Below are 13,201 nucleotides of genomic sequence, written 5' to 3' on the forward strand. Positions count from 1 at the left end.
CCATCCGGCGTTTTTTATCAAACCCCGTACTCTTCGCGATAAGCCTTAACGGCTGCCAGATATTCCGCCATGTCCGGCTTCTCTTCCAGATAAGCAATCAGGTCTTTCAGGGTGATGATAGAGATCACTTTGCAGTTGTAATCACGCTCAACTTCCTGAATCGCTGATATCTCGCCACGACCACGTTCCTGACGATCGAGCGAAATCAGCACGCCAGCAAGCGTCGCGCCATTGGCCTGAATAATTTCCATCGACTCACGAATCGCCGTTCCGGCGGTGATCACATCATCCACCAGCATTACTCGTCCTTGTAACGCGCTACCAACCAGATTGCCACCTTCGCCGTGGTCTTTTGCTTCTTTGCGGTTAAAACAGTATGGCAGGTCAAGGTCATGATGCTCCGCCAGTGCCACAGCGGTTGTGGTCGCGATCGGAATACCTTTGTAAGCGGGGCCAAACAGCAGATCGAACTCAATGCCAGAATCCACTAACGCTTCAGCGTAAAAACGGCCTAACAGTGCCAGGTCGCGCCCGGTATTAAATAGTCCGGCGTTGAAGAAATAGGGGCTTTTACGCCCGGATTTCAGCGTAAACTCACCAAACTTTAATACCTGTTTGCCAAGCGCAAACTCAATAAACTGGCGCTGATATGGTTTCATGCCTTCGCTCCTCATCTTACTTTTCTACAGACAAAAAAAAGGCGACTCATCAGTCGCCTTAAAAATCAGTTTGCCAGCGCCGCCTTCTGCGTCGCTACAATGGATTCGATTCCCCCTCGGGCCAGCGCCAACAAGGTGAGGAGTTCTTCGTGGGTGAATGGTTCGCCTTCTGCCGTTCCCTGAACCTCAATGATCCGCCCATCTTCGGTCATCACCACGTTCATGTCCGTTTCTGCGGCAGAGTCTTCAACATATTCCAGATCGCAAATCGCTTCGCCATTAACGATACCCACCGAAACCGCAGCTACCATGCCTTTCATCGGGTTGGTTTTCAGTTTGCCATTCTCAACCAGCTTATTCAGCGCATCTGCCAGCGCCACGCAAGCACCGGTGATCGAAGCAGTGCGCGTGCCGCCATCGGCCTGAAGTACGTCGCAGTCCAGCGTAATGGTGAACTCACCCAACGCTTTCAAATCAACCGCTGCACGCAATGCACGGGCGATCAGACGCTGGATTTCCATCGTGCGTCCGCCCTGCTTACCTTTCGCCGCTTCGCGGGCGTTACGGGTGTGGGTGGAGCGCGGCAACATACCGTATTCTGCGGTGATCCAGCCCTGCCCCTGACCTTTCAGGAAGCGCGGCACGCCTTCTTCAATAGAGGCAGTACACAACACTTTGGTATCGCCAAATTCGACCAGCACCGAGCCTTCTGCATGTTTTGTATAGTTACGAGTCAGGGTAACGGGACGCACCTGATTATTGCTACGGCCTGCTGGACGCATATTGAAATCTCCGGCTTGAAACAAATGTGGCTGCGCATTATACGGACTTCCGGCGGTTATTCCTATCCTGACAAGGCATCGATGGCTATAATCCTTCCACCTCTCCTTTCAAAAACAGGAACGTCTATGATCCGCAGTATGACCGCCTACGCCCGGCGTGAAATCAAGGGTGAATGGGGGAGCGCAACCTGGGAAATGCGCTCGGTAAACCAGCGTTATCTGGAAACTTACTTTCGTCTGCCGGAGCAGTTCCGTAGCCTTGAACCTGTCGTTCGCGAGCGTATTCGTTCTCGCCTGACGCGCGGTAAAGTGGAATGCACCCTGCGCTATGAGCCAGATGTTAGCGCACAAGGCGAGCTGATTCTCAACGAAAAGCTGGCTAAACAGCTCGTAACTGCTGCTAACTGGGTAAAAATGCAGAGCGACGAAGGGGAAATCAACCCGGTTGATATCCTGCGCTGGCCGGGTGTGATGGCAGCTCAGGAGCAGGATCTCGACGCCATTGCCGCTGAAATTCTCGCTGCGCTGGATGGTACTCTTGACGACTTTATTGTCGCGCGCGAAACCGAAGGTCAGGCGCTGAAAGCGTTGATCGAGCAGCGTCTGGAAGGTGTCACCGCCGAAGTGGCTAAAGTTCGTGCCCATATGCCGGAAATCCTGCAATGGCAGCGTGAACGTCTGGTAGCGAAACTGGAAGATGCTCAGGTACAGTTGGAAAACAATCGCCTGGAGCAAGAGTTAGTGCTGCTGGCGCAACGAATTGACGTTGCCGAAGAGCTGGACCGCCTCGAAGCGCATGTCAAAGAGACCTACAACATTCTGAAGAAAAAAGAAGCGGTTGGCCGTCGTCTGGACTTTATGATGCAAGAGTTTAATCGCGAGTCGAACACCCTGGCCTCGAAGTCTATCAATGCCGAAGTAACTAATTCAGCTATTGAACTGAAAGTACTGATCGAACAAATGCGCGAACAGATTCAGAATATCGAGTAACCCTCATAATTCCGTAGGCCGTTGTTAAATTACAGCGGCGCTACGTATACAGACTTCTTATTTACTTTAAAACACGCCCTAATATTTCTAATGCATTTTTCTTCTGACAATCTAAGAGAAACGCATTAAAACTACAGAAAACACCAATTTCACATAACTAAATATTATCAATAACCTCTCACCTTAAAAAATCTCAATCGTGACGATGCGTACAAATCGCTACCCTGCCAGACAGATTTTTAGGGAGAGAACCATGCTGTTACACATTTTGTATTTGGTTGGCATTACTGCCGAAGCCATGACGGGAGCGCTGGCGGCCGGACGGCGGCGCATGGATACATTTGGCGTAATTATTATTGCGACCGCCACTGCAATCGGCGGCGGTTCAGTACGGGATATACTTTTGGGCCACTATCCGCTCGGCTGGGTCAAACATCCGGAATATGTGATTATCGTCGCCACCGCCGCGGTACTCACCACTATTGTTGCTCCCGTAATGCCTTACCTGCGCAAAGTCTTTCTGGTGTTAGATGCGCTCGGACTGGTGGTCTTTTCTATCATTGGCGCACAGGTCGCGCTGGATATGGGCCACGGCCCGGTCATTGCCGTTGTCGCTGCGGTGACAACCGGCGTATTTGGCGGTGTTTTGCGCGATATGTTCTGTAAACGCATCCCGCTGGTCTTTCAGAAAGAACTGTACGCCGGGGTTTCATTTGCTTCCGCCGTGCTGTATATCGCACTGCAACACTATGTTTCCAACCATGATGTGGTGATTATCTCCACCCTGGTGTTTGGCTTTTTTGCTCGCTTGCTGGCACTGCGTCTTAAACTGGGATTACCCGTTTTTTACTACAGCCACGAAGGTCATTAAGGTACAAAACCTGCGATCTGCTGGGTAGCCAACCAGCTACCTAGCGTCTTGATTTGCACATTATTCTTCCATTCAATAATCTGGCTGGCGCGACGAGATCCGGTTCCCGGCAGATGCTGCCAATGTTGTTCACTTCTCTGCAAAAGTTGCGTCCAGGACCGTTCATCACCGGCATTAAGCGCCCCCCGGGTTAACGGTATTCCCATTGCCATCACCCAGCGGGTAAAAGGCTGCTTACGAGCCAGATTAAACTGATGCCATAACTGCCCGCTTTTACTTTTCGCTATCCCTGGCGTGTTCTGTAATTGCTCTGGCGTTAATGAAAGCCAGGAAAAGATATGCTCAAAGCGATGCGTCTGATGCAGTGCGCGCCAGCCAGCTTCGCCAATGCCATCCAGCCCCAAAACCTGTTTTGACCCCAACCAGACTAAGCGTGATATGAATTGCTCCAGACAAACATCAGAAGCAAAGTAACAGGTCAACGAGTTAAAGCGGTTTTCTGGCGGTGTCGGCTTTCTGCGTTCCGCAGTCCGCCACACCACATCATCAATACGTGGAATACCCTGACCGGCAAGACTTATGAGGATTTGATCGCCAGGCGCTATGTCCCACTCCTGCCAGCGTCTGACGGAACCAATATTCACCCGCTGAACTTTTTTATCATCCAGCATGACTGGTGCGAGTGACGCCACCACCGATATTTTTCCGCTTTTGCCCACTGCAAACTGAATCGAACTCACTTCAGCAACCTGTGCCACAGGTTGATATTTCCACGCCACCAGCCAGTCCGCCTGCCCCGGTAACCAATGGCGGGATTCGGGTTCCTTAGCCGCTCGCACAACCACGCCATCGGTGACGAAGGGCAATTTCGCTTTCCACCACTCATTACGTGCTCGCTCAACCTCATCAGCATTTTTCACCGTGTGAGTGTACGCTTGCGTCAGACTAAATCCCGCGCTTGCAAGCTGCTGCAATCGCTCGGCCATTAACTGCGGTCCATCCGGCCACGCCCAGATAAAAACGCCCAGCGAATTTAGCGTGTCGTTATTGTCCTGGCGCATCAACATACCTGCAACTTTTGCACGCGCATTCATTCCGCCCATTTGCTGCTGGATATGACCTTCGCTCCGGAGAAATATTTCTCCTTGCAGTGTGCTATTGGCTAAAGGTTCGCTGACGGATTGCGGTACAGAAGGAATCGAGCGCACTTTCTGCGTCCAGTCTTCACCTTTCAGGCCATTGCCACGGCTGATCGCCTTAATCAGTTTTCCGTCACGATAGACCAGAGTTACCGCGACACCATCAACTTTTGGCTGCACCCAAAGATCGCTGCGTTCACGCATCCAAAGGCTCAATGCATTTTTATCCGCCAGCTTACGCACTCCAGTATGAGCAACTGGATGCATTACGGTTCCAATTAAAGGCAGTATCATGGCTTCACGAGTTGCCTCTTCACCAAAACAACGTTGCCACTGTGCAAGGCGGGCGCTGAGTTGATCATAAACGCCGTCTTCAACAGCACTTTTTCCCTTTTTCCAGTAATCCTCATCCCACTGTTTTATTTGCTGTTGCAGGCGGGAAATTTCTTCATGCGCTCTGGCTGGCGACCAGACTGGGCAGACTCCCTGCGCCGATGATTGCCAGCATAAAACACTCATTAACACTGCAATCCATACTTTCATCGTCACCTCCGCTGTTGTCAGGCTGGCAGGTATACAACGAGGTGAATGCAAAGCCGAGAGGCAAAACTGAAGTGTGCGATGATGCTTCCAGAGAATCGTCCTGATTGCAGTAAATGACAGGGAATAGCGGAAACAGCTACGCAAAACGCAACAACTTTGCGCAAAAAGTGTGAGCAAGGGCTACGTCACATGGCCACGCCGTGTATAATAAGCTCGTATGTAGGCTTTATTTCGCTAATCACATACGAAAGATACTCATGGCTCAAGGCACGCTTTATATTGTTTCTGCCCCCAGTGGCGCGGGTAAATCCAGCCTGATTCAGGCTTTATTAAAAACCCAACCGTTGTATGACACCCAGGTTTCTGTTTCACACACCACGCGCGCACCGCGTCCTGGTGAAGTACACGGTGAGCATTACTTTTTTGTTAATCATGATGAATTTAAAGAAATGATTAGCAGAGATGCATTCCTTGAGCACGCGGAAGTGTTCGGTAATTACTACGGCACTTCGCGCGAGGCCATTGAGCAAGTACTGGCAAGCGGTGTGGATGTTTTTCTTGATATCGACTGGCAGGGTGCGCAGCAAATTCGCCAGAAGATGCCGCATGCGCGTAGTATCTTTATTTTACCGCCGTCCAAAATCGAGCTGGACCGCCGTCTACGCGGTCGCGGTCAGGACAGCGAAGAGGTCATTGCAAAGCGTATGGCGCAAGCAGTTGCAGAAATGAGCCATTACGCCGAATATGATTATTTGATTGTGAATGATGACTTCGATACCGCATTGACCGATTTGAAGACCATTATTCGCGCCGAACGCTTGCGCATGAGTCGCCAAAAGCAACGTCATGACGCTTTAATCAGCAAATTGTTGGCAGACTGAACCTTCTTTCAGTATCATGCCCAGTCATTTCTTCACCTGTGGAGCTTTTTAAGTATGGCACGCGTAACTGTTCAGGACGCTGTAGAGAAAATTGGTAACCGTTTTGACCTGGTACTGGTCGCCGCGCGTCGCGCTCGTCAGATGCAGGTAGGCGGAAAGGATCCGCTAGTACCGGAAGAAAACGATAAAACTACAGTAATCGCGCTGCGCGAAATCGAAGAAGGTCTGATCAACAACCAGATCCTCGACGTTCGCGAACGCCAGGAACAGCAAGAGCAGGAAGCCGCTGAATTACAAGCCGTTACCGCTATTGCTGAAGGTCGTCGTTAATCACAAAGCGGGTCGCCCTTGTATCTGTTTGAAAGCCTGAATCAACTGATTCAAAACTACCTGCCAGAAGACCAAATTAAGCGTCTGCGGCAGGCGTATCTCGTTGCACGTGATGCTCACGAGGGGCAAACACGTTCAAGCGGTGAACCCTATATCACGCACCCGGTAGCGGTTGCCTGCATTCTGGCCGAGATGAAACTCGACTATGAAACGCTGATGGCGGCGCTACTTCATGACGTGATTGAAGATACTCCCGCCACCTACCAGGACATGGAACAGCTTTTTGGCAAAAGCGTAGCCGAACTGGTAGAGGGGGTGTCAAAACTTGATAAACTCAAGTTCCGCGATAAGAAAGAGGCGCAGGCCGAAAACTTTCGCAAGATGATTATGGCGATGGTGCAAGATATCCGCGTCATTCTCATCAAACTCGCAGACCGTACCCACAACATGCGCACGCTGGGCTCACTCCGCCCGGACAAACGTCGCCGCATCGCCCGTGAAACCCTTGAAATATACAGTCCGCTGGCACACCGTTTAGGTATCCACCACATTAAAACCGAACTCGAAGAGCTGGGTTTTGAAGCGCTGTACCCCAACCGCTACCGCGTGATTAAAGAAGTGGTGAAAGCTGCACGCGGCAACCGTAAAGAGATGATCCAAAAAATCCTCTCTGAAATCGAAGGGCGTTTGCAGGAAGCGGGAATACCATGCCGTGTCAGTGGTCGCGAGAAACATCTTTATTCGATTTACTGCAAAATGGTGCTCAAAGAGCAGCGTTTTCACTCGATCATGGACATCTATGCTTTTCGCGTAATCGTCCATGATGCCGATACCTGTTATCGCGTGCTCGGTCAGATGCACAGCCTGTACAAGCCGCGTCCGGGGCGCGTGAAAGACTACATCGCCATCCCAAAAGCGAACGGCTATCAGTCTTTACACACCTCAATGATTGGCCCGCACGGCGTTCCGGTTGAAGTCCAGATTCGTACCGAAGATATGGACCAGATGGCGGAGATGGGTGTTGCCGCGCACTGGGCGTATAAAGAGCACGGCGAAACCAGCACTACTGCACAAATCCGCGCCCAGCGTTGGATGCAGAGCCTGTTGGAGCTGCAGCAAAGCGCCGGCAGTTCGTTCGAATTTATCGAGAGCGTTAAATCCGATCTCTTCCCGGATGAGATTTACGTTTTCACACCGGAAGGGCGCATTGTCGAGTTGCCTGCCGGTGCCACACCTGTCGACTTCGCATACGCAGTGCATACCGATATCGGTCACGCCTGCGTGGGCGCGCGCGTCGACCGCCAGCCGTACCCGCTATCGCAGCCGCTCTCCAGTGGTCAAACCGTTGAAATCATTACCGCACCGGGCGCTCGCCCGAATGCCGCATGGCTGAACTTTGTCGTCAGCTCGAAAGCGCGCGCCAAAATTCGCCAGTTGCTGAAAAACCTCAAGCGTGATGATTCCGTAAGCCTCGGTCGCCGTCTGCTCAACCATGCATTAGGTGGCAGCCGCAAGCTGAATGAAATTCCGCAGGAGAATATCCAGCGCGAACTGGACCGCATGAAGCTGGCAACGCTTGACGATCTGCTGGCTGAAATTGGCCTTGGTAACGCAATGAGCGTGGTGGTCGCGAAAAATCTGCAACATGGTGACGCCTCTATTCCACCAGCGACCCAAAGTCACGGGCATCTGCCGATCAAAGGTGCCGATGGCGTGCTGATCACCTTTGCGAAATGCTGCCGCCCAATTCCTGGCGACCCGATTATCGCCCACGTCAGCCCCGGTAAGGGTCTGGTGATCCACCATGAATCCTGCCGTAACATCCGTGGCTATCAGAAAGAGCCAGAGAAGTTTATGGCTGTGGAATGGGATAAAGAGACGGCGCAGGAGTTCATCACCGAAATAAAAGTTGAGATGTTCAACCATCAGGGCGCACTGGCAAACCTGACAGCAGCGATCAACACCACTAATTCCAATATTCAAAGTCTGAATACAGAAGAGAAAGATGGTCGCGTCTACAGTGCCTTTATTCGTCTGACCGCACGTGACCGCGTACATCTGGCAAATATCATGCGCAAAATCCGCGTGATGCCAGACGTAATTAAAGTCACCCGAAACAGAAATTAATGTTTTATGAACCCAACACGTTATGCACGCATCTGCGAAATGCTCGCCAGGCGGCAGCCTGACCTGACCGTCTGCATGGAACAGGTTCACAAACCCCATAACGTTTCTGCGATCATTCGTACCGCAGATGCCGTTGGCGTACACGAAGTTCACGCTGTCTGGCCTGGTAGCCGGATGCGCACCATGGCTTCGGCTGCTGCTGGTAGTAACAGTTGGGTACAGGTGAAAACACACCGCACCATTGGCGATGCAGTCGCCCACCTGAAAGGTCAGGGTATGCAGATTCTGGCAACCCACCTTTCTGATAAAGCCGTCGATTTTCGCGAAATCGATTACACCCGCCCGACCTGTATTTTAATGGGACAGGAAAAAACGGGCATCACGCAGGAAGCATTAGAACTGGCAGATCAGGACATCATCATTCCGATGATCGGCATGGTGCAGTCGCTTAATGTCTCCGTCGCCTCCGCACTTATTCTTTACGAAGCCCAGCGTCAGCGGCAAAACGCAGGTATGTATCTGCGTGAAAACAGTATGTTGCCGGAAGCAGAGCAACAACGCCTGCTGTTTGAAGGTGGCTATCCGGTGCTGGCTAAAGTTGCGAAACGCAAAGGCCTGCCCTACCCCCACGTCAATCAACAAGGCGAGATTGAAGCCGATGCTGAGTGGTGGGCTACCATGCAGGCCGCAGGGTAAGCGCTATGAAAGGTCGCCTGTTAGATGCTGTCCCGCTCAGTTCCCTAACGGGCGTTGGCGCGGCGCAAAGTAACAAACTGGCGAAAATCAACCTGCATACCGTGCAGGATTTACTGTTACACCTTCCCCTGCGCTATGAAGATCGCACCCATCTCTATCCCATAGGTGAGCTGTTGCCGGGCATTTATGCCACGGTGGAAGGCGAAGTACTGAACTGCAATATCTCCTTCGGCGGTCGCCGGATGATGACCTGTCAGATTAGCGACGGTTCCGGCATTCTCACCATGCGCTTTTTCAACTTTAACGCCGCGATGAAAAATAGCCTGGCGACAGGTCGACGCGTATTGGCCTATGGCGAAGCAAAGCGCGGTAAATATGGTGCGGAGATGATCCACCCGGAATACCGCGTACAGGGCGATCTCAGTACTCCGGAGTTACAGGAAACCCTCACCCCGGTTTACCCAACAACGGAAGGTGTAAAACAGGCAACGCTGCGCAAACTGACCGATCAGGCGCTGGATCTGCTCGACACCTGCGCCATTGAAGAACTGCTGCCGCCGGAACTGTCACAAGGAATGATGACGCTGCCGGAAGCCTTGCGCACCCTGCATCGTCCACCGCCAACACTACAGCTCAGCGATCTGGAAACCGGGCGGCATCCGGCACAGCGTCGTCTTATTCTGGAAGAGCTGCTGGCTCACAACCTCAGCATGTTAGCGTTACGCGCCGGTGCCCAACGTTTTCATGCTCAGCCGCTTAGCGCCAGTGACGCGCTGAAGGACAAACTGCTCGCTGCCTTACCGTTCAAGCCAACGGGCGCGCAGGCGCGTGTGGTGGCGGAGATCGAGCGCGATATGGCGCTGGATGTGCCGATGATGCGCCTGGTGCAGGGCGATGTAGGTTCCGGTAAAACGCTGGTTGCCGCTCTCGCTGCGCTGCGTGCTATCGCTCACGGCAAACAAGTGGCACTGATGGCACCAACCGAATTGCTTGCCGAACAGCACGCCAATAATTTCCGCAACTGGTTTGAACCGCTCGGTATCGAAGTGGGCTGGCTGGCGGGCAAACAGAAGGGCAAAGCGCGGCTGGCACAGCAAGAAGCCATCGCCAGCGGTCAGGTCCAGATGATTGTCGGCACCCACGCTATCTTCCAGGAACAGGTACAGTTTAACGGCCTGGCGCTAGTGATTATCGACGAACAGCATCGTTTTGGCGTGCATCAGCGTCTGGCGTTATGGGAGAAAGGCCAGCAGCAAGGCTTCCATCCGCATCAGTTAATCATGACCGCCACGCCGATCCCCCGCACGCTGGCAATGACTGCGTATGCCGATCTCGATACCTCGGTCATTGATGAACTACCGCCAGGACGTACCCCAGTGACGACAGTGGCGATCCCGGATACGCGTCGTAACGACATTATCGACCGCGTGCGCCACGCCTGCATAACGGAAGGCCGTCAGGCGTACTGGGTTTGTACATTGATTGAAGAATCGGAATTACTGGAAGCGCAGGCAGCCGAAGCAACGTGGGAAGAGTTAAAACTGGCGCTGCCGGAACTGAACGTCGGTCTGGTTCATGGGCGGATGAAACCTGCCGAGAAACAGGCGGTGATGGCGTCGTTTAAACAAGGTGAACTACACCTGCTGGTTGCCACTACTGTTATTGAAGTCGGCGTTGATGTGCCTAACGCCAGTCTGATGATTATCGAAAATCCGGAGCGTCTCGGTCTGGCGCAGTTACACCAGCTTCGCGGGCGTGTAGGTCGTGGCGCAGTGGCTTCTCACTGTGTGCTGCTCTACAAAACACCGCTCTCTAAAACGGCGCAAATTCGTCTGCAAGTGCTGCGCGACAGCAACGACGGGTTTGTGATTGCGCAAAAAGATCTGGAGATTCGCGGCCCTGGCGAATTGTTGGGTACACGTCAGACGGGTAATGCTGAATTTAAAGTGGCGGATTTACTGCGCGATCAGGCGATGATCCCGGAAGTTCAGCGCCTGGCGCGACATATTCACGAACGTTACCCACAACAAGCAAAAGCCCTGATAGAACGCTGGATGCCGGAAACGGAACGTTACTCCAACGCATGACCAGACTCATCACAAGACAAGTCACGCAGTAAATCTTCAATCTGGATAGTGATGATATCCACTGCCTCATACGCATCCTGCGCAATTCGCGCCGCCATTGCGCCTTCCGGTTCACCACGCAGAATTTCAGCCGCTGCCTGTACGCCAGCCACAATCATTTCAGGTGTTAACATCTGGCGAAGAAAAGCGCGATTCTCAGAGGACCAGCCATCTTTATGACCTAATGGATGTCCCCAGCCTAACCATTCTTGCGACCGTAACGGATTGGCTTCTATGGGATAAATAAGATGCGCGGCATACTGAATAGCACACACCGCTTTTCCCGGCGTATCCAGCGCCCACCAATGTGACCAGAGAGAATGAATTAACGGCGCGGCCCCGCCCAGAGTATTGGGCACCGCCAGCCAGCAAAGAACATAATTGAAACCACGCTCGTTATCCATACGCTGCAACGCGGTTTCCAGTAAAAATTGCCGTACCTGCTGGCGTTGGGAAGCATTCATCATCTCCTGCCAGAGATAGGGCCGACGCAATGCCTTCATTAAGGATTCTTCGAAGTGATCACCATAACCGCCAGCTAAAACGGTTTCATGCCATTGCGCCAGGCATAGCGGAAACAGATAGCGAAACAGCTCTATTTGCATCGGTTCGTTATAAACGAGATTGAGTACATAGTAAGCACTCAAATCCCATTCGCTGATCTGTTGCCACTCTTTAGCCGCCAGCGCCTTGAGTTCAGCATCTGCGTAATCAAATTCCGTTTCCCATACACAGAGCACTGGCGGCTCGTCACCAAAAATATGGCGACAGCGTTCACGTAGCGTTTCCGGCTCCTTCCGACGCTTTTTCATTTTTAACCGGCAAAAATCGGCAACATCAAATACAGCTTAATCACTAGCGCATTGACAATATCGATAAAGAACGCACCGACCATCGGCACCACCAGGAAGGCCATATGTGAAGGGCCAAAACGTTCGGTGATCGCCTGCATGTTAGCGATTGCCGTTGGTGTTGCGCCAAGACCAAAGCCACAGTGACCCGCAGCCAGCACCGCCGCATCGTAGTTTTTCCCCATCATGCGCCAGGTAACGAAGATGGCATACAACGCCATGAAGATGGTCTGTACCACCAGAATCGCCAGCATCGGCAACGCCAGCGAAGCCAGCTCCCACAGTTTCAGCCCCATCAGCGCCATCGCCAGGAACAGCGACAGGCTTACGTTACCAAGTACGGATACCGCGCGCTCAAAGACGCGGTAAAAGCCCAACATTGACAAGCCGTTGCTCAGAATCACGCCCACAAACAGCACGCAAACAAAGGTTGGCAATTCAAAAGCAGTGCCAGCCAAAAGTTGCGCAACGATTTTCCCTACCGTCAGACAGATAGCAATCAGCGCGATAGTTTCAATCAGTACCAGCGAGGTGATCATGCGCCCTACGTCGGGCTTTTCAAATGCGGTGGGGACTTCCTGGTCATCAGGTATGCCGTTCGGCGTGGTGGAGTGTTTCACCAGGTAACGCGCCACCGGGCCGCCAATCAGTCCACCCAGAACCAGACCAAACGTCGCACAGGCCATCGCCACTTCCGTCGCGTTGGTGAAGCCATAACGTTCAATGAACAATTTACTCCACGCTGCGCCGGTCCCGTGACCGCCAGAAAGCGTAATAGACCCCGCCAACAGCCCCATCAGCGGATCAAGCCCTAACAGGCTAGCCATGCCAATGCCGATGGCATTTTGCATCACCAACAGACCAACAACCACAATGAGGAAAATCCCCACTACGCGTCCACCGGCACGCAGGCTGGCAATATTGGCGTTCAGGCCAATGGTGGCGAAGAAAGCCAGCATTAATGGATCGCGCAAGGACATATCAAAATTAACTTCCCAGCCCATGCTTTTTTTCAACACCAGCAGAGCCAGTGCCACCAACAACCCTCCGGCAACCGGTTCTGGTATGGTGTATTTTTTCAGAAAGGAGACGGAATGGACCAACTTGCGCCCGAGCAGCAACGTCAGCGTTGCGGCAACAAGCGTTGCTAAAGTATCGAGATGAAACATAGTTACTCCTTTGTATCCGCACCACTCTTCATACTCG

Annotated in this window: 12 protein-coding genes; 7 read left to right on the top strand and 5 right to left on the bottom strand. The window is 52.5% G+C overall.

Annotated features, from left to right (window positions below; genetic code table 11):
- Positions 1 to 17: 17 nt before the first annotated feature.
- Both pyrE and rph read right to left on the bottom strand, forming a co-directional pair.
- Entirely contained in the window at positions 18 to 659 is a 642-nt protein-coding gene (gene pyrE / locus BEA93_RS17140; protein WP_105224865.1) for an orotate phosphoribosyltransferase, read from the bottom strand.
- Between the two features lie 65 nt (positions 660 to 724).
- Complete coding sequence (rph, locus tag BEA93_RS17145; protein ID WP_001247086.1) at positions 725 to 1,441, bottom strand: ribonuclease PH; 717 nt, start codon at positions 1,439 to 1,441, stop codon at positions 725 to 727.
- A gap of 126 nt (positions 1,442 to 1,567) precedes the next feature.
- Between rph and BEA93_RS17150 the strand changes: the two genes are divergently transcribed.
- Positions 1,568 to 2,431 (top strand): YicC/YloC family endoribonuclease, encoded by an 864-nt coding sequence (locus BEA93_RS17150; protein WP_000621334.1) that lies wholly within the window; start codon positions 1,568 to 1,570, stop codon positions 2,429 to 2,431.
- A gap of 253 nt (positions 2,432 to 2,684) precedes the next feature.
- The gene (locus BEA93_RS17155; protein WP_001517449.1) at positions 2,685 to 3,302 is read left to right on the top strand and encodes a trimeric intracellular cation channel family protein; all 618 of its coding nucleotides are present in this window, start codon (positions 2,685 to 2,687) and stop codon (positions 3,300 to 3,302) included.
- On the opposite strand, the gene ligB is transcribed toward BEA93_RS17155, so the two are convergent.
- Positions 3,299 to 4,984: an NAD-dependent DNA ligase LigB gene (gene ligB, locus BEA93_RS17160; protein ID WP_038355031.1), complete on the bottom strand. Its 1,686-nt coding sequence runs from the start codon at positions 4,982 to 4,984 to the stop codon at positions 3,299 to 3,301. The two genes, BEA93_RS17155 and ligB, sit on opposite strands and share 4 nt — an antisense overlap.
- A gap of 257 nt (positions 4,985 to 5,241) precedes the next feature.
- Between ligB and gmk the strand changes: the two genes are divergently transcribed.
- From gmk to recG, 5 genes are read left to right on the top strand one after another with little or no spacing between them, the layout of a single operon-like run.
- Positions 5,242 to 5,865 carry a guanylate kinase gene (gmk, locus tag BEA93_RS17170; protein WP_001517448.1) on the top strand — a complete coding sequence of 208 codons (624 nt, stop codon included), beginning with the start codon at positions 5,242 to 5,244 and terminating at the stop codon, positions 5,863 to 5,865.
- Positions 5,866 to 5,919: 54 nt separating this feature from the next.
- Positions 5,920 to 6,195 (top strand): DNA-directed RNA polymerase subunit omega, encoded by a 276-nt coding sequence (gene rpoZ / locus BEA93_RS17175; RefSeq protein WP_000135058.1) that lies wholly within the window; start codon positions 5,920 to 5,922, stop codon positions 6,193 to 6,195.
- An 18-nt stretch (positions 6,196 to 6,213) separates the two neighbouring features.
- Positions 6,214 to 8,322 carry a bifunctional GTP diphosphokinase/guanosine-3',5'-bis pyrophosphate 3'-pyrophosphohydrolase gene (gene spoT, locus BEA93_RS17180; protein ID WP_000280466.1) on the top strand — a complete coding sequence of 703 codons (2,109 nt, stop codon included), beginning with the start codon at positions 6,214 to 6,216 and terminating at the stop codon, positions 8,320 to 8,322.
- 6 nt (positions 8,323 to 8,328) lie between these two features.
- Positions 8,329 to 9,018: a tRNA (guanosine(18)-2'-O)-methyltransferase TrmH gene (gene trmH / locus BEA93_RS17185; RefSeq protein ID WP_001070171.1), complete on the top strand. Its 690-nt coding sequence runs from the start codon at positions 8,329 to 8,331 to the stop codon at positions 9,016 to 9,018.
- Between the two features lie 5 nt (positions 9,019 to 9,023).
- Entirely contained in the window at positions 9,024 to 11,105 is a 2,082-nt protein-coding gene (recG, locus tag BEA93_RS17190) for an ATP-dependent DNA helicase RecG (RefSeq protein ID WP_105224866.1), read from the top strand.
- Here recG and BEA93_RS17195 read toward each other — a convergent pair.
- Both BEA93_RS17195 and gltS read right to left on the bottom strand, forming a co-directional pair.
- The gene (locus BEA93_RS17195) at positions 11,090 to 11,956 is read right to left on the bottom strand and encodes a hypothetical protein (protein ID WP_105224867.1); all 867 of its coding nucleotides are present in this window, start codon (positions 11,954 to 11,956) and stop codon (positions 11,090 to 11,092) included. The genes recG and BEA93_RS17195 overlap by 16 nt on opposite strands.
- A 2-nt stretch (positions 11,957 to 11,958) precedes the next feature.
- Complete coding sequence (gene gltS / locus BEA93_RS17200) at positions 11,959 to 13,164, bottom strand: sodium/glutamate symporter (protein ID WP_096938486.1); 1,206 nt, start codon at positions 13,162 to 13,164, stop codon at positions 11,959 to 11,961.
- Positions 13,165 to 13,201: the final 37 nt, after the last annotated feature.

The organism is Escherichia sp. MOD1-EC5950 (assembly GCF_002965345.1).
GTDB lineage: Bacteria > Pseudomonadota > Gammaproteobacteria > Enterobacterales > Enterobacteriaceae > Escherichia > Escherichia marmotae.

Excerpts from the sequence above, each read along its gene's own strand:
- pyrE (WP_105224865.1), bottom strand. The coding sequence starts at position 659 with ATGAAACCATATCAGCGCCAGTTTATTGAGTTTGCGCTTGGCAAACAG.
- rph (WP_001247086.1), bottom strand. The coding sequence starts at position 1,441 with ATGCGTCCAGCAGGCCGTAGCAATAATCAGGTGCGTCCCGTTACCCTG.
- BEA93_RS17150 (WP_000621334.1), top strand. The coding sequence starts at position 1,568 with ATGATCCGCAGTATGACCGCCTACGCCCGGCGTGAAATCAAGGGTGAA.
- BEA93_RS17155 (WP_001517449.1), top strand. The coding sequence starts at position 2,685 with ATGCTGTTACACATTTTGTATTTGGTTGGCATTACTGCCGAAGCCATG.
- ligB (WP_038355031.1), bottom strand. The coding sequence starts at position 4,984 with ATGAAAGTATGGATTGCAGTGTTAATGAGTGTTTTATGCTGGCAATCA.
- gmk (WP_001517448.1), top strand. The coding sequence starts at position 5,242 with ATGGCTCAAGGCACGCTTTATATTGTTTCTGCCCCCAGTGGCGCGGGT.
- rpoZ (WP_000135058.1), top strand. The coding sequence starts at position 5,920 with ATGGCACGCGTAACTGTTCAGGACGCTGTAGAGAAAATTGGTAACCGT.
- trmH (WP_001070171.1), top strand. The coding sequence starts at position 8,329 with ATGAACCCAACACGTTATGCACGCATCTGCGAAATGCTCGCCAGGCGG.
- recG (WP_105224866.1), top strand. The coding sequence starts at position 9,024 with ATGAAAGGTCGCCTGTTAGATGCTGTCCCGCTCAGTTCCCTAACGGGC.
- BEA93_RS17195 (WP_105224867.1), bottom strand. The coding sequence starts at position 11,956 with ATGAAAAAGCGTCGGAAGGAGCCGGAAACGCTACGTGAACGCTGTCGC.
- gltS (WP_096938486.1), bottom strand. The coding sequence starts at position 13,164 with ATGTTTCATCTCGATACTTTAGCAACGCTTGTTGCCGCAACGCTGACG.